Here is a 15,612-nt window from a genome sequence, read left to right on the forward strand (position 1 = left end):
TCACAACTAATGTAACGGTCCAACCACACAGCGCTACCGTTGTGACACAGAGTTGGTAAATACATTGCTTGCCGTCCACCCCCTGTTTCCTGCCGCACGTGCACTTTCCCGTGTCTCGCCTTCAAGGAAGGGGAGGGGGAGCCCCCTGTTTCCTGCCGCACGTGCACTTGCAGAGGCTTTGGAGCGAGGTGACGATTGAAAGATGAGCCTTCCGTCGTACGCGTCCGGGGTGTCCGAGGTTCCGTTGCTGGGTGAAACGATCGGGGCCAACCTGAGACGAACGATCAGCGAGTACGGCGATCGTGAGGCCCTGGTGGAGGTCCAGACCGGAAGGCGCTGGACGTACGACGAGTTCGGCGCGGAGGTCGAACTGGTCGCGCGCGGCCTGCTGGCGCGGGGGATCGCGAAGGGCGATCGGGTCGGCATCTGGGCGCCGAACCAGGCGGAATGGACGATCACGCAGTACGCGACCGCGTTGATGGGCGCGATCCTGGTGAACATCAACCCGGCGTACCGGACCCACGAACTCGCCTATGCGCTGAACCAGTCCGGTGTCCGGATGCTTGTCTCCGCGACCGAGTTCAAGACCAGCAACTACCGCGAGATGGTCGAAGAGGTCCGGCCGAAGTGCCCCGCGCTCGAGGAGACGGTCTACCTCGGCACCGGCGACTGGGACGCACTCCGCGACGACGCCGGCCGGATCAGCGTCGACCAGCTCCACGAGCGCGAGGCCGAGCTGTCCTTCGACGACCCGATCAACATCCAGTACACCAGCGGGACAACGGGATTCCCGAAGGGCGCGACCCTCAGCCACCACAACATCCTGAACAACGGCTTCTTCGTCACCGAGACGATCGCGTTCACCGCCGACGACCGGCTCTGCATCCCGGTGCCGTTCTACCACTGCTTCGGCATGGTGATGGGCAATCTGGGCTGCACCACTCATGGCGCCTGCATGGTGATCCCCGGTCCCGCGTTCGATCCGGCCGCGACGCTGCAGGCCGTGCAGGACGAGCGCTGCACGGGGCTGTACGGCGTACCGACGATGTTCATCGCGGAGCTCGGTCTGCCGGACTTCGCGGAGTACGACCTGACCAGTCTGCGTACGGGCGTGATGGCCGGATCGCCCTGCCCTGTCGAGGTGATGAAGCGTTGCGTCGCGGACATGCATATGGCCGAGGTCGCGATCTGCTACGGCATGACCGAGACGTCGCCGGTGTCGACGCAGACCAGGCGCGACGACGATCTCGACCGCCGTACGTCGACAGTCGGCCGCGTGATGCCCCACGTCGAGGTGAAGCTCGTCGACCCGGCCACCGGTCTCGTCGTACCGCGGAACGAGCCCGGAGAACTGTGCACCCGTGGGTACTCCGTGATGCTCGGCTACTGGGACGAGCCCGAGAAGACCGCGGAGGCGATCGACCAGGCCCGGTGGATGCACACGGGCGATCTCGCGACGATGCGCGAGGACGGGTACGTGAACATCGTCGGCCGGATCAAGGACATGGTCATCCGCGGCGGCGAGAACGTCTATCCTCGCGAGATCGAGGAGTTCCTGTACACCCATCCGTCGATCGCCGACGTCCAGGTGATCGGCGTACCGGACGAGAGGTACGGCGAGGAGCTCTGCGCCTGGATCAAGCTCAAGGCCGGCGCGGATCCGCTCGATGCCGACGCGATCAAGGCGTTTGCCACCGGCAAGCTCGCGCACTTCAAGATCCCGAAGTACGTGCTGCTGGTCGACGACTTCCCGATGACCGTCACGGGCAAGATTCGCAAGGTCGAGATGCGCGAGCGCTCCGTCGAGCTCCTCGGACTGACGTGACCAGACTGCCCACGCCGAAGGCGGCGCCGAGCAGACAGACAGCGTTCCAGCCGGCACGTTCGTAGAGCGCTGTCGACGCGATCGCGCCCAGCCCGCTGCCCAGCGAGTAGAACACCATGTAGCCGCCGATCAACCGGCTCCCGAGTTCCGGTCGATAGATGCTGCTCTGGTTGGTGACGTGGATGGCTTGCACGGCGAGATCGAGCAGGATCGCGCCGATCACCAGCCCGGCCGGGAGATGGGCCGTTGCCAGCCAACTCGTTGCCAGCAGCACCGAAGCTGCGATCGTGATCAGTTGCCCATGGCCCCGATCAGCCAGTCGGCCGGCCGGACCGGCAGCCAGTGCGCCGGCCGCGCCGATCAGCCCGAAGGCGCCGATCTCCGTGTGCGACAACCCACGCGAGGTCAGCGGCAGCGCGATCGAGCTCCACAGTGTGCTGAACGAGCCGAAGATGAAGAACGCGCGGACGGCGCTCTCGCGGAACGATGGCTCGCGCCAAAGGCCGATCGTGGATCGGAGTAGCGCGCCATAGGTCAAGCCAGCCTTGGGCTGCGGGACCGTGCGGGGCATGCAATATCCGATGGCGAGGCAGGCGGCGCACGCGGTCAGGTAGACGGCTCGCCAGCCGGCGAGGTCGGTGAGGATGCCGGACGCGGTCCGGCTCAGCAGAATGCCGATGACGATGCCGGTGGTGATCGTGCCGACGGTACGTCCGCGCTCGGCCGGTGCACTCAGCGAGGCGCCGTACGCGACCAAGGACTGGGTGACGACGGCTAGCGCGCCGACCGCGGCCACGCCGGCCAGCAACATCGCGGCGTTCTTGGCGATCCCGGTCAGCAGGAGGGCAATTGCCAGCAGCAAGAACTGCAGCCGGATCAGCCGTCGGCGGTCGAGCAGGTCACCCAACGGGACAAGGAAGAACAGGCCGGCGGCGTACCCGAGCTGGGTGATGGTGACGAACAGGCCGACGTTGCCCGGCGCGATCTCGAGATCGGCGCCGATCGTGACCAGGAGCGGCTGGGCCGCGTAGACGGTCGAGACCGCGACCCCCGCCGCGACCGCGAGGAACACGCGCTGGCTTGGTTGCATGTTGCCACCGTAGGAGAAGTTGGTAGCATGTTGCAACCAGGAGGTGCAAGATGGTCAAGCGGACCCGGTTCGACGAGGAGAGCTGTCCGGTCGCGCGGTCGGTGGACGCGGTCGGCGATTGGTGGTCGCTGCTGATCGTGCGGGACGCGTTCGACGGCAGCCGGCGGTTCGGCGAGTTCCAGCGCAGTCTCGGCGTGGCGAAGAACATCCTCAGCGCCCGTCTGCGCGCGCTGGTCGAGAACGGCATCCTCGAGCAGGCGCCGACCGGGTACGAGCTGACCGCCAAGGGCGAGGCACTCTTCCCGGTGATCGTGGCCCTTCGACAGTGGGGCGAGGCCTTCGCCTTCGATCCAGGCGAGCCGCACTCAGAGCTCCTCGACCGCCGCGACCAGCAGCCGTTGAAGCCGCTGGAGGTCCATGCGGCCGACGGTCGCCTGCTCACCTCGGCCGATACCGAGGTCCACAAACTCCCCTGACGCGGTTACCCACCCGAAACACCAGGCGCCGATTTGGAAACCTGAGTTTGTTCCGGGGGCAACAGCGGGGCAATCGGGCGGTCCTTCACTGGAACACATCCAGGACGGACCGAGACCCCGGGAGCCGGCATGCAACTCACCGACGGTGCGCACCACCCCGTCGTCGTGATCGGCGGCGGCCAGGCGGGCCTCGCGACCAGTTGGCAGTTGTCCCGGCACGGCGTGGATCACGTTGTCCTGGAGGCAGATCGCGTCGGTGCCGAGTGGCGGAACCGCCGCTGGGACTCGTTCTGCCTGGTCACCCCGAACTGGCAATGCCGTCTACCGGGCTTCCCGTACGACGGTGCCGATCCGGACGGCTTCATGGTCCGCGACGAGATCGTCGACTACCTGGAGAACTACCGCCAGGCGTTCGATGTGCCGATCGTCGAGGGCGTTCGGGCGACCCGGCTCGACGCCGGGTTCCGCATCGTCACCACGGCCGGGACGATCACAGCCGGCCAGGTAGTGGTCGCGACCGGTCCGTACCAGTTGCCGAAGATCCCGCGACTGGCTGAGCGGCTCCCGGTCGAGCAGTTGCATTCCTCGCAGTACAAGCGTCCTGAGCAATTGCCCGACGGTGACGTCGTCGTGGTCGGCACCGGGCAGTCCGGGTGCCAGATCGCCGAGGACCTGCACCTGGCCGGGCGGACGGTCCATCTCGCGACCGGTAGTGCGCCGCGGGTGGCGCGGTTCTACCGCGGGCTTGACGTGGTCACCTGGCTGGACCGGATGGGCTACTACCGCAAGGGGATCGAGGAGTTCGACGATGCGGACGCGGTCCGGCTGCGGGCGAACCATTACGTCACCGGTCGCGACGGCGGCCGGGACATCGACCTGCGGAAGTTCGCCCTGGAAGGGATGCGGCTCTACGGTCGTCTGATCGACGCGGACCGCGACACGCTGCGCTTCGCCGACGACCTGAAGCGGAACCTCGACCACGCCGATGCCGTGTCCGAAGGCATCAAGGACTCGATCGACGCGTACATCGCCGCCGAGCGAATCGACGCTCCCGAGGAAGCGCGCTACAAGCCCGTCTGGCACCCGGACACGGCACCGGAAACCCTTTCTCTGCAAGGGATCGGGGCGGTCATCTGGAGCACCGGGTTCCGGCGGGACGACTCGTGGATCCGGGTGCCGGTCTTCGACGGCCAGGGCTATCCGACCCACCGGCGCGGGGTGACGAACGTCCCCGGCCTGTACTTCATCGGTCTGCCCTGGCAACACACCTGGGGCTCGGGTCGCTTCGGCGGGGTTGCGGACGATGCGCAGTACGTCGCCGAGCGGATCGTCGAGCAGCGGGCCGGCGTCCACTGGATCGCGGGCCTGCATCGGACGGTGGCCTGACATGTACGTGTGTGACGCCCACCGCCATCTCGGCGTACTCCCGGCCTACCCCTTCTACGGCGGGCCTCCGGTCAACCCCGACATCACGGCGCGCGCGACGATCGACGAGTTGATCGCGGACCTCGACGCCGAGCGGACGGACCGGGCGCTGGTGATCCCCAACTACGGCGTACCGGATGTCGCCGTCTCGTTCGGGTTCAACGAGCTCGTGGTCGAGGCAGCCGCCCGGGACGACCGGATCCGCGCCGGCCTCTGGGTCTCGCCTCGGCCGCAGGATGCCGAGTTGACCGCGAAGGCGCTCACACTGGCGACGGAGCCCGGCGTACGGGTGCTCAAGCTGAGCTTCCTGCTCGGCGGCCATCCGACCGACGACGCCGTACGTCCTCAGCTGGACGAGATCTTCGCGACCGCGCGTACGCACGGGCTCGTCGTTCACGTGCACACCTCACCCGGCGCCGCGTCCGACATCGACCACATCGGTCACCTGGTCGAGACGTACGCCGACGCCGTACCGCTGCATCTGGTCCATTTCGGTGGCGGGATGAGCGGTCATATCAAGCTGATCGGCTCCCGGTTCTTCGACTGGATCGAATCCGGTAAGCAGGTCTACACCGATCTGTCCTGGGCGATCGGCTTCGCCCCGGGCTGGCTGGCCGCCGAGATCGAGCGCCGCGGCATCGGTCACGACCGGGTGCTGTTCGCCAGCGACCAGCCCTGGGGCGACCACGCCGGCGAGCTCGCCCGGATGCGCGCCGCGATGGGCGACGGCGAACTCGCCGACCAGGTTTTCCACCGCACCTTCTCCCACCTGTACGACTGATCAAGGAGCAAACGAGATGCCCGAAACCGCCGAACTGACCGACCTCGAGACCAAGAGCCTGGGCGAGATCCCGCACCCGTCGCTGCCGCAGGGCTCCAGCATCTACGGCGGCACCAAGGTGTTCCCGGACTACCAGGCCGAGGACGGCGAGACCTACTTCACGCTGGTGCACGGCATCGCGCACGAGTCCTCGGTGAGCTTCGTCGCGATCCTGCAGGCGACCCGGGCGCAGCGGAAGGGGTTCGAGTCCGCGATCTACTTCTACGGCCCGGGTTCGCTGAACTGCCTGGCCACGCGTGGGTTCCCGACCACCGGCAACTCGGCCTTCCCCGGCGAGCACAACATCAACGAGTCGCTGAAGACGTTCATCGCCGAGGGCGGCAAGGTGTACTGCTGCCGGTTCGGCCTGTCGCTGCACGGTGCCCGCGAGGAGGACCTGATCGAGGGTGTCATCCCGACCCACCCGCTGGACGTGCAGGACGCGCTGATCCACTACGCCCGCAAGGGCGCCATCATCAACTCGACCTACATGTTCTGAGGCGGTCGACCATGAGCGTTGGCACCGAGGAAGCCTTGGCCGTCCGGGCCGAGATGGCCGTGTACGGCGTGCAGGTGGACGCACCCGTCCGTCGCAGCAAGGGCGCCGGGCCGAGCGACGACGGGCACCTGGTCGTCGACGGTGCCAACGCCACCCTCCCGATCGTTGCCGATAGCCCCTATCAGGTCCGGGACGGCGGGGTGTTTCGTGACGGGGTGAGTCTGGGGTTGTCGGTCGAGCCGGTGCGACGGCCGCGGTTCTACGACCTGACGACGGCGGACGGGGTTCCGTACCGGCAGATCGCGTTGCTGCATGGGAAGGATGTGCTGGCTACTACGGTCGTTCAGACCTGCATTCGGTACGACGAGTCCACGCGTTGCCGGTTCTGCTCGATCGAGGAGTCGCTGCGGGCCGGGGCGACGATCGCGGCGAAGACACCTGCGCAGTTGGCCGAGGTCGCTGAGGCTGCGGTGCGGCTGGATGGCGTTACGCAGATGGTTATGACGACGGGTACGACGACCGGGCGGGATCGAGGTGCGCGGAATCTGGTGCGGTCGGTGAAGGCTGTGCTGGATGCCGTGCCGGGGTTGCCGATCCAGGTGCAGATCGAGCCGCCGGGTGATCTGTCCGTGTTGGCCGAGTTGCGTGAGGCGGGGGCGACGTCGATCGGGATCCATGTCGAGTCGCTGGATGACGACGTACGACGGAAGTGGATGCCGGGGAAGTCGACGGTCAGCATGGCGGAGTACGAGGCGGCTTGGGACGAGGCTGTCCGGGTGTTCGGGCGGAACCGGGTGTCGACGTACCTGCTGATCGGGATGGGGGAGGACCCGGACGAGCTGGTCGCCGGGGCTGGGCGGCTGATCGAGCGCGGGGTGTACCCGTTCGTCGTACCGCTGCGGCCGATGCTGGGGACGCTTGCTCGGGCTGATGGGGTGACGGCGCCGGATCCTGCCGTGGTCCGTGACGTCACAGCCCGCGTCGCTGCGCTGCTAGCTGCGGCCGACATGCGAGGTGCCGACCAGGGCGCCGGTTGTGCTGCCTGCGGTGCCTGCAGTTTGTTGTCGGCGGCCGGTTCATGAGTACGACGGTGATCCAAACCGCCGGCGTGATGCGAGCAGCCGACGTCCGCGCCCTGCTGGGTGACCCGCCACCCCCCTTCCTGATCGAGGAGGCGGACACCACCGCTCGTCGCGCCTACTACCGCTTACGCCACGAAGCCTTCGTCGACCACCAAGGTCTGTTCCAAAGCACCGACCTCGACGACCGCGACGCCGACCCGCGCACGATCGTCCTCGTCGCCCGCACACCCGACGGCACAGTAATCGGCGGCGTCCGCCTGGGCCCAGCAACACCCGGCCCAGACATCGGCTGGTGGCAGGGCGGCCGCCTGGTCGTCGCAGGCAGCCGAGCGCCAGGGCAGGCGAGCGGCGCCCCCTCCATCCCCACCAAGCTGGCTGGGGTGGGAGCCGCCTTGGTGCGAGCTGCTTGTGCTCGGGCTGAGGCGGAGGGCGCGCTGCGGTTTGACGCGACTGTGCAGCTTGGGACTCAGCGGTTCTTTGCGCGGCTTGGGTGGGAGACCGTTCGGCCGGTGACGGTTGCGAGTACGCCGCATGTGTTGATGCGGTGGCCGATCGGGCGGATTGCCAGGCTTGTGGTGGCGACCAAGAGTGGGCTCGGTCCTTTGCTGCAAGGGATCGGGCCGAATGGGTACGTCGGCGACGACGGTGCGCCGGTGCCGGGCAGTGAGCTTGTTGCGGCGTGTGATGCGATCCTGCCGGCGATGGTCGAGCGGGATCCGGAGTGGGCCGGCTGGTGTTCGGTCCTGGTGAACGTCAACGATCTGGCCGCGATGGGTGCTGTGCCGGTCGGCCTGCTGGATGCGCTCGGCGCCCGCGACGCTGCCGCCGCCGCGCGCGTTCTGACTGGGCTCAAGCGAGCCTCCGCCGCCTTCGGCGTACCGATTCTCGGTGGGCACACGCAACTCGGCGTACCGGCGGCTCTGAGTGTGACCGCGTTCGGCCGGACCGCGCACTCGGTGCCCGGTGGCGGCGGACGTCCGGGCGAGCAGGTCCGGTTGACGGCCGATCTCGGCGGCGGCTGGCGACCCGGGTACGCCAGCCGCCAATGGGACTCGTCCAGCCATCGCACCCCGGACGAACTGCACGCCATGGTGACTGCCGTAGGCCGCGCGCGCCCGTCGGCGGCGAAGGACGTCTCGATGGCCGGAGTCGTCGGCACGCTCGGGATGCTCGCCGAGGCCTCCGGCTGCGCGGCGGTCCTCGACGTCGCCGCCGTACCGAAACCGGAGGCGGCATCGATGGGGGACTGGCTGACCTGCTTCCCCGGTTTCGCGATGCTGACCACCGGTCCGATCGACGCAGGCCCGGCGACAAGCGCCGTGTGCGGCGAGCTGACCACCGGACAAGGCGTCGTACTGCGCTGGCCGGACGGCGAGGTCACCGAGGCGCTGGCCGCCGGAGTGACCGGGATGGGAGCAGCATGACGCTCAGAATGGCGGCCGTGGCCGCGAACTTCGACCGCGACCTCGAAGCCGACTTCGTGCGGGTGGAGCAGCTGATCAACCAGGCCCGCGCGGCCGGCGTGAAACTGCTCGCGCTCCCCGAAGGCGCGCTCGGCGGGTACCTGCTCAGCCTCGACGGCACCGCGGAGCCGCCGCCCGCGTTCACCACCGTCGGCCCCGAGATCGCCCGCCTGGCCAAGCTCGCAGGCGACCTGGTCGTCACCGCCGGGTACGCCGAGGCAGTCGACGGACTGATCTACAACAGCGCCGTCTGCGTCACCGGTGACGGCGTACTCGGACATCACCGCAAAGTGCATCAGCCGTTGCACGAGGACGCGCATTTCGCGGCCGGCGACCGGTTCGAGGCGTTCGATACACCGGTCGGGCGGCTGGGGATGATGATCTGTTACGACAAGGCGTTTCCGGAGGCGGCGCGGACGCTCGCCCTCGACGGCGCGCAGATCATCGTCTGCGTGTCGGCCTGGCCGGGTGCGCGGACGAACCCGGACCCGGACCTCGCGAAGGATCGTTGGAAGCGGCGGTTCGATCTGTTCGACCGGGCTCGGGCGCTGGAGAACCAGGTGGTCTGGGTGTCGGCGAACCAGTCCGGCACGTTCGGTTCACTGCGGTTCGTGGCGAGCGCCAAGGTGGTCGACCCCGGCGGCGAGGTCCTGGCGGACACCGGGGTGGTCGAGGGGATGGCGATCGCCGAACTGGACGTCGAGCAGGCGCTGGAGCTGGCCCGCCGGTCGATGGGACATCTGCGCGATCGCAGGCCGGAGGCCTACGAGCTGGCATGGGTCTGAAGATCGGAGCGGTCGCTGCAGGGTTCACCCGGGACCTGGAGTTCGACCTGTCCCGGGTCGAGGCGCTGATCCGGCACGGGCGGCGCGAGGAGGTCCAGCTGCTCGTGCTGCCGGATGCGGTGCTCGGCGGGTACCTCAACGACCTGAGCAATCCGACGTACGACGATCTCCCGCCTGCGCTCACGCTCGACGATCCGCTGATCTCCAAGGTGATCGCGATGGCCGGCGAGATGGTGGTCTGCTTCGGCTTCTGCGAGGCGGACGGGCCGGACCGCTTCAACACCGCGCTGTGCGTCACCGGTGACGGCGTCCTCGGCCGGCATCGCAAGGTGCACCAGCCGCCGGGCGAACGCACGATCTATGCCGCAGGCAACGAGTTCACCGGGTTCGACACCCCGGTCGGCCGGATCGGGATGATGATCGACTACGACAAGACCTTCCCGGAGGCGGCCCGGGCGCTCGCCGTCGACGGCGCCGACGTGATCGCGTGCCTGTGCGCGTGGCCGACCAGCATCACCAACCGGGCCGCGCGGATGAACGAGGACCGGCAGTCGCGGTTGTTCGACCTGTACGACCGGTCCCGCGCGGCCGAGAACCAGGTCGTGCTGGTCTCGTCGAACCTCACCGGATCGATCGGCGGGCTGCGGTTCCTCGGCCAGTCGAAGGTGGTCGGTCCGGGTGGCGACATCGTCGCCCGGACCTGGTCGAAGGCCGGGATCGCGATCGCGGAGGTCGACGTACGCGCCGAGCTCGAGACCGCCCGCCGGGTGCTGCACCATCTCGGCGAACGCCGTCCGGAGGTGTACTGATGCGGATCGCGCTCCTCAGCTACTCGACCAAACCGCGCGGCGGTGTCGTGCACACGCTCTACCTGGCGGAGGCGCTGGCGGCGGCCGGCGCTGATGTGACCGTTTGGTCGCTCGCGCGTGGTGGCGACGAGGGCTTCTTCCGGCCGGTCGATCCGCGGGTGCGGTTGTCGCTGGTCCCGTTTCCCGATCGGCCCGGCGAAGGGGTGGGTGAGCGCATCCTGCGGTCGATTGCTGTACTACGTGACGCGTTCGACGGATCGCAGTACGACGTCGTGCACGCGCAGGACTGCATCAGCGCCAACGCGGCCGGCCGCTGCATCCGGACCGTGCATCACCTCGACCACTTCACCACACCAGAGCTGGCAGCCTGCCACGAACGCGCGATCGTCGACCCGTACGCCCACGTCTGCGTCTCCGCCGCGGTCGCCGACGAGCTCCTCTCCGGTTGGGGGCTCAAGGCAACAGTAATCCCGAACGGCGTAGACGCGACCCGCTTCACAACAGCCGCGTCGGACGCCCCGTCCGCAAAAGCTCGACGAGACGGTTGGCGTAGCCGGCTGGGCCGATACGTGCTGACAGTCGGCGGCATCGAGCCCCGCAAAGGCTCACTAGACCTGCTCGAGGCCTATGCCCGCATGACAGCGGCGGGCGCCTCCGGTCGGCTGACGTCGGCTGAGCCAAGCTCCAGCTCCGCGGCCGCGGCCAGCGGGCTGGCGGAGCGGACCACCGTCGCCGCGGGCGACGACGACCGGCGGCTGCAGTTGGTGATCGCTGGTGGTGAGACGCTTTTCGACTACCGGTCCTACCGTGCTGCCTGGGACGAGCGGGCCGCTCAGCTCGGTGTGGCGCCCGTCGTGCTCGGGCCTGTTGATGATGTCGACCTGCCGGCTCTTGTGGCCGGCGCTGAGGTGTTCGCGTTTCCCTCGGTCAAGGAGGGGTTCGGGCTCGCCCCGCTGGAAGCGCTGGCGGCGGGCGTCCCGCTCGTCGTCTCGGATCTGCCCGTCTTCCGCGGGATCTTTGGCGACGCTGCGACCTACGCGACCGGTCCGGCCGCGCTCGCACAAGCTCTCCGCGACGCGCTGACAGACCGCAGCCGCGCCGACCTCGGTCGCAAGGTCGCCGCGACCTACACCTGGACAGCGGCCGCGGAGGCGCACTTGGACCTCTACGAGCTGCTGCTCCGGAACACGAACCAGCGAAATGCGCAGTACATGTAAACGCCCTCGCAGGCACCCGCGATCACGCGGCTGAGGTGATACTCGACCCCGAGCGCGCCCAACCCAGCCCCGACCCCGAGGATCCAGACCAGGTAGTTGACCACGATCACGCCCACGTACTTCGCGACCTGCGGACCGACCTCGCCGTGCGAGCGGAAGTTCAGCGTGCGATTGAGCACGTAGCTCAGCCCGAACGCAGCGGCGTACGCGAGAGTGATCGCCAGCCAGAGCGGCAGCCGCGCCCACGACCGCAACCCGGTCAGCAGCGCCAGATCCACGCCGAACGTGAACCCGTTGATCACCACGAATCCGAGCAAGCTGGCCGGAAGCCGCGACAACCCCCACGGCAACCGCCGGACCACGGCAGCCATCGCATTCGCGAACGACGCACCCCGCCGCTCGGCAGGTGTCAACACCGTTGTCACAGGCCCCAGTCTGCCAACCGCCCCAAACCCGGCGGCGCGAGGGCTACTTCCGGCGTAGCTGATCCGCGAACGCCTTCAGCGCCGGAGTGTCCTCACCGCGACGCCAGACCAGCCCAAGAGCAGACTCGGGTACGCCGGTGAGCGGGATGCTGACGATCCCGTCCCAGTGCTGGTTGCGCTCGGCGGTCGGGCGGCAGACAAGCATCCCGCCGCGACCCGCGGCGATCAGCGACAAGCCCTCCTGCAGCGTCCGGACATCCGGACCGCGGTGGATCAGCGCGCCGCCCGGCGTCTGAGTCGGCGCCTGCGCCTGCCGCCAATAGCCAGGCGCCGGCCCCGCGATCGCGATCAGCGTCTCCTCGGCCAGTTCCTCCGCGTCGATCGACGACCGCGAGGCGAGCCGATGACCCGAGCCGACCGTCAGGGTCTGCTGCTGCCGCGAGAACACCGGGCCCAGCACGAGGTCGTCCTCGGCCACCGGCAGCATGACGACCGCGGCGTCGACGGCACCGCGGCGTACCGCGCCGAAGGGATCGTTGAGCGGCAGTTCGCAGACGTCGATCAAACAGTCCGGGTGATGGGACTGGAACTCCGACACGGCGCCGAGGACGGTGTCGTTGGCCGCGCCCTGGAAGCCGATCCGGAGCTTGCCCTTCACATTCGCGGCGTATTCGCGGGCATCCCCGACGACCCGCTCCAGCGCCGCGTACGCCGGTCGCAGCGAGGTCAGGAACTCCTTGCCGAGCGGCGTCAGCGCGACGCGGCGGCTCGTCCGCTCGAACAGCGGGCCGCCGATCCGGCGCTCGAGCGACTGGAGCAGCTGGCTGACCCGGCTCTGCGAGAGGTACAGGCGTTCCGCCGTACGGCCGAAGTGGAGCTCGTCCGCGAGCACGAGGAAGCACTCCAGTTCGCGGATCTCGATGGCCATGGCTCCACCCTGATCGATTAGCTCAGCTAATACAAGGATGACCAGATCGCCGTTGTTCCGCAGTACGCCGAGGCCGCTCACTGGAGGTATGACGACGATCTGCGCGGACGACGTGGCCACCCGAGGATGGGCGGCGTCCATTGTCATGTCGGCGACCGTGTTCACGGTGGTGACGGCCGAGATGCTCCCGGTCGGGCTGCTCACTCCGATGGGCGACTCGCTCCACATCACCGAAGGCACCGCAGGCTTGGCACTGACCACGACAGGCGTCGTCTCAGCGTTGGCCGCGCCGATCCTCCCGCTCGGCCTCGGTCGACTGGATCGCCGCGCGGTTCTGGGTGGACTGATGGTGTTGCTCGCGTTCGCGGCGTTCGTCGCCGCGATCGCACCGGTCTACTGGGTCTTCATCGCGGCACGGGTCCTGATGGGTATCTCGATCGGCGGTGTCTGGCTGCTGACGGTCGGGCTGGCGCGCCGCGTCGTACCCGAGCATGCGGCCGGTCCGGCGACCTCGCTCATCTTCAGCGGCATCGGAATCGCTTCTGTGCTTGGGATTCCCGCCGGCGCGTTCGTCGGCGAGCTCGTCGGCTGGCGCTGGGCCTTCGCCGGCGTCGGAGTCCTCTCGCTGGTGCTCGCGGCCGCACTGATCAGCCACCTCCCACCACTCGCGCCCGAGCAGGCTGTGCGGTTCGACGACGTCATCCAGGTCCTGCGCATCAAGCAGGTTCGCGTCGGTCTCGTCCTAGTTGCCCTGATCGTGACCGGCCACTTCGCGGCGTACACCTACATCCGTCCGCTCCTCGAGCCACACACCGGCCCCGCACTGATCGGCACCTTGCTCCTCGCGTACGGCGTGGCCGGTGTCCTCGGCAACTTCCTCGCCGGCGCCCTCCGTCCGACCCGTGCCCTAGCCGTCATCGCATCCGGCATCGCCGTCGCGACCCTCGCCATGCCCGTCCTCGGCATCACCGTCGCCGGATCCCTTGTCCTACTGATGATCTGGGGCCTCGCGTACGGCGGAACCAGCGTCAGCACGCAAGCCTGGGGCCACGCCGCCGCACCCCACGCCGCCGAGTCATCCTCTGCAGTGCTGGTAGGTGTCTACAACGGATCGATCGCACTGGGCGCCTTCACCGGCGGCCAGGTCGCCGACCACCTCGGTACGACGACGGTCACCTGGCTCCCCGCAATCCTGGCGACCGCGGCGCTGATCGTCCTGCTAGCGAACCGCCGCCAGCGCGGCTGAGTCCTCATCGCCGAAGTCGTCCTCGAGCTTCTCGGGGGAGTAGTCGAGGTCGATCCCGGCCACGTCCGCGCCGACCGCCGACTCGATCGCGCCGAGCCGCCGGGTGGCGCGATCACCGGCGTACGTCATCAGCGCGGTCGGGTTGATCTCCGGCGGGAGGGCGGCGGTGTTGTCCATCGCCCACTGGATCTGCACCAGCGCATGCGGGAGGAGCTCCTCCATCGTGTCGGTGACGACCTTCCAGTTCCCCTCGTCCGCGGCGACGTGCCGGCGGCAGGTGAACGTGCCCCACGCCATGTGGCGACGTTCGTCGTCGCCGATCCGGCGGATCAGCTCCTGCATCCCGGGCAGTACGCCGCGCGCCGTACACAGCAGGTTCCATGCGTGGTAGCCGGTGAGGGCCAGAGTCCCTTCCACCACGTGGTTGTACGTGACCGACGCGCGGACCTGGTTCGCCGGCGAGGGGTCGTCGGCGAGCGACTTCAACGCGACCGGAAGGGCTTCGTAGAAGATCGCGCGGTACCCCGGGTTGTTCTCGACGTAGTGGTGCAGGTCATCGGTGACGCCGACCGCGTCCAGCCAGAGTCGGAAGACCGCGGTGTGCTTGGCCTCCTCGAAGCAGAACTGCGTCAGGTACATCTCGTCGCCGAACCGGCCCTCGGCGGCCATAGCCTGCAGGAACGGCTGCAGGTCCTCGGTCACCGCCTCCTCGCCCGCGATGAACTGCGAGCAGAGCATCAATGCGTTGTCCTTGTCGTCCGCGCTCAGCTCCTGCCAGTCCTTCGCGTCCTGACTGAAGTCGATGTCGCGCGGGTTCCAGAACTTGCGGTTGCCCTTGTCGAACAGGCGCAACGGCAGTGCGTCCCAGTTGAGGCCGCCGGCCTTCAGTGTGGTGAAGCCATTGCGGTGCAACTCGTTCATACGTGCAACCTCCGAGACTCGGCCAGGAAGGGTGAGAGGACGCGAGCCAGCTGATCGGCCACCGCCGCCGGGGGAGGGCCCGGCGTGACGATGTGGCTGATGACGACGCGCAAGGCGACGTCCACGCAGCTGGTCGCGTCCTCTGCGGGAACCTCCGGCCAGTGCTCCCTGACGTGGGCACCGAGTCGGAGGTGGGCCAGCTCGAGCACCTGCTGCCCCCGCGTGGTCAGCAGCTGACTGGCCTGGTCGGATCCCGGTTGGCTCAGCGCCGCCTTGATCAGCGGGTTCTCCGCGGCCAGCGTCAAGGCTCGCTCGACGGCGGCCCGGAGACCGTCGATCGGGTCGGACTGCTCGGCGATCGCCGCGTTCACATCGAGCAGGAACCGTTCGGTCTCACGGGCCGCGACTGCTTCCAGCAGGCCCCATTTGTCGCCGAACTCGTTGTAGACGGTCTGCCGCGAGACCCCGGTCCGGCGAGCCACCTCGGCCATCCGGAGTCCGTCGTACCCGCCGGAGACGACCGCTTCCTGCGCCGCGTCGAGCAACTCGTCACGCAGCCGGCGTTTGGTCCGATCGACAAACGAGGTCATGACATCGAGGG

The 15,612-nt window shown here is 68.4% G+C and carries 16 protein-coding genes; 11 read left to right on the forward strand and 5 right to left on the reverse strand.

Annotated elements, in window-relative coordinates:
* Positions 1–202 precede the first annotated feature (202 nt).
* Positions 203–1,825: an AMP-binding protein gene (locus FDA38_RS36960; protein WP_137258826.1), complete on the forward strand. Its 1,623-nt coding sequence runs from the start codon at positions 203–205 to the stop codon at positions 1,823–1,825.
* Here FDA38_RS36960 and FDA38_RS36965 read toward each other — a convergent pair.
* Positions 1,761–2,915 carry an MFS transporter gene (locus tag FDA38_RS36965; protein WP_137258827.1) on the reverse strand — a complete coding sequence of 385 codons (1,155 nt, stop codon included), beginning with the start codon at positions 2,913–2,915 and terminating at the stop codon, positions 1,761–1,763. The genes FDA38_RS36960 and FDA38_RS36965 overlap by 65 nt on opposite strands.
* A 50-nt stretch (positions 2,916–2,965) precedes the next feature.
* On the opposite strand from FDA38_RS36965, the gene FDA38_RS36970 reads away from it, so the two are divergent.
* The 9 genes from FDA38_RS36970 (at position 2,966) to FDA38_RS37010 (ending at position 11,491) form a co-directional block, all read left to right on the forward strand.
* Entirely contained in the window at positions 2,966–3,391 is a 426-nt protein-coding gene (locus tag FDA38_RS36970; protein WP_137258828.1) for a winged helix-turn-helix transcriptional regulator, read from the forward strand.
* Between the two features lie 129 nt (positions 3,392–3,520).
* Entirely contained in the window at positions 3,521–4,777 is a 1,257-nt protein-coding gene (locus FDA38_RS36975; protein ID WP_137258829.1) for an MSMEG_0569 family flavin-dependent oxidoreductase, read from the forward strand.
* 1 nt (position 4,778) lies between these two features.
* Positions 4,779–5,597, forward strand: a complete 819-nt coding sequence (locus FDA38_RS36980) for an amidohydrolase family protein (protein ID WP_137258830.1) — start codon at positions 4,779–4,781, stop codon at positions 5,595–5,597.
* 16 nt (positions 5,598–5,613) lie between these two features.
* Positions 5,614–6,135, forward strand: a complete 522-nt coding sequence (locus FDA38_RS36985; protein ID WP_130441080.1) for an MSMEG_0572/Sll0783 family nitrogen starvation response protein — start codon at positions 5,614–5,616, stop codon at positions 6,133–6,135.
* 11 nt (positions 6,136–6,146) lie between these two features.
* Positions 6,147–7,217, forward strand: a complete 1,071-nt coding sequence (locus FDA38_RS36990; protein WP_137258831.1) for an MSMEG_0568 family radical SAM protein — start codon at positions 6,147–6,149, stop codon at positions 7,215–7,217.
* On the forward strand, positions 7,214–8,641 hold the full coding sequence (locus FDA38_RS36995) for an MSMEG_0567/sll0787 family protein (RefSeq protein WP_233715147.1): 1,428 nt from the start codon (positions 7,214–7,216) through the stop codon (positions 8,639–8,641). The genes FDA38_RS36990 and FDA38_RS36995 overlap by 4 nt, the downstream gene beginning before the upstream one ends.
* Positions 8,638–9,465: a carbon-nitrogen hydrolase family protein gene (locus FDA38_RS37000; protein ID WP_202878012.1), complete on the forward strand. Its 828-nt coding sequence runs from the start codon at positions 8,638–8,640 to the stop codon at positions 9,463–9,465. The genes FDA38_RS36995 and FDA38_RS37000 overlap by 4 nt, the downstream gene beginning before the upstream one ends.
* Positions 9,456–10,274, forward strand: a complete 819-nt coding sequence (locus FDA38_RS37005; RefSeq protein ID WP_137258832.1) for a carbon-nitrogen hydrolase family protein — start codon at positions 9,456–9,458, stop codon at positions 10,272–10,274. The genes FDA38_RS37000 and FDA38_RS37005 overlap by 10 nt, the downstream gene beginning before the upstream one ends.
* Complete coding sequence (locus tag FDA38_RS37010; protein WP_137258833.1) at positions 10,274–11,491, forward strand: MSMEG_0565 family glycosyltransferase; 1,218 nt, start codon at positions 10,274–10,276, stop codon at positions 11,489–11,491. Before FDA38_RS37005 ends, FDA38_RS37010 begins: the two co-directional genes overlap by 1 nt.
* Here FDA38_RS37010 and FDA38_RS37015 read toward each other — a convergent pair.
* Both FDA38_RS37015 and FDA38_RS37020 read right to left on the reverse strand, forming a co-directional pair.
* Positions 11,440–11,916: a GtrA family protein gene (locus FDA38_RS37015; protein ID WP_202878013.1), complete on the reverse strand. Its 477-nt coding sequence runs from the start codon at positions 11,914–11,916 to the stop codon at positions 11,440–11,442. The genes FDA38_RS37010 and FDA38_RS37015 overlap by 52 nt on opposite strands.
* A 43-nt stretch (positions 11,917–11,959) precedes the next feature.
* A complete protein-coding gene (locus tag FDA38_RS37020; RefSeq protein ID WP_202878014.1) occupies positions 11,960–12,991 on the reverse strand; it encodes a LysR family transcriptional regulator in 1,032 nt (343 codons plus the stop codon).
* Here FDA38_RS37020 and FDA38_RS37025 point away from each other — a divergent pair.
* Complete coding sequence (locus FDA38_RS37025; RefSeq protein ID WP_233715148.1) at positions 12,990–14,090, forward strand: MFS transporter; 1,101 nt, start codon at positions 12,990–12,992, stop codon at positions 14,088–14,090. The two genes, FDA38_RS37020 and FDA38_RS37025, sit on opposite strands and share 2 nt — an antisense overlap.
* Here the strand turns inward: FDA38_RS37025 and FDA38_RS37030 are convergent.
* On the reverse strand, positions 14,064–15,011 hold the full coding sequence (locus tag FDA38_RS37030; protein WP_137258835.1) for a R2-like ligand-binding oxidase: 948 nt from the start codon (positions 15,009–15,011) through the stop codon (positions 14,064–14,066). The two genes, FDA38_RS37025 and FDA38_RS37030, sit on opposite strands and share 27 nt — an antisense overlap.
* A complete protein-coding gene (locus FDA38_RS37035; RefSeq protein WP_137258836.1) occupies positions 15,008–15,601 on the reverse strand; it encodes a TetR family transcriptional regulator in 594 nt (197 codons plus the stop codon). Before FDA38_RS37035 ends, FDA38_RS37030 begins: the two co-directional genes overlap by 4 nt.
* Positions 15,602–15,612 lie beyond the last annotated feature (11 nt).

This window comes from Kribbella jiaozuonensis (assembly GCF_005233875.1).
GTDB classification, from domain to species: domain Bacteria; phylum Actinomycetota; class Actinomycetes; order Propionibacteriales; family Kribbellaceae; genus Kribbella; species Kribbella jiaozuonensis.